1 protein-coding gene is annotated in these 379 nt (G+C 61.7%); it reads left to right on the forward strand.

Going from position 1 to position 379, the window contains the following annotated elements; translation table 11 throughout:
* The coding region (locus ACTJKJ_RS27310; protein WP_440823328.1) for an RHS repeat-associated core domain-containing protein at nt 1-379 on the forward strand (379 nt) is incomplete at both ends.

Below are 379 nucleotides of genomic sequence, written 5' to 3' on the forward strand. Positions count from 1 at the left end.
TTCGACCATCGCGATCATCGATGAGGGCGGGCAGTTGCTCCAGCGCATGAGCTATGACGCCTGGGGACGCAGGCGCAACATCGACGGGAGCGACGACAGCTGGGGCAGCCTGGGGACGATCAAGAACGACCAGGACAACTCGGGCTACACCGGGCATGAGCAGATGGACCAGCTCGGGCTGGTGCACATGAATGCGCGGCTGTATGACCCAATCACCGGGCGCCATGTCAGCGCCGACCCTACCATTCCTGATCCAACGGACCAGCAGGCGTTCAACAGGTTCAGCTATGTGCTGAACAATGCGCTGGCTTATACGGATCCGACGGGGCTAGGGCCAGAGGCGGTCTTCACGACGCTCAGCAATCCGTTCTGGGCGTTC

It is taken from the genome of Roseateles sp. 22389, from assembly GCF_052044995.1.
Taxonomy (GTDB): Bacteria; Pseudomonadota; Gammaproteobacteria; order Burkholderiales; family Burkholderiaceae_C; genus Roseateles.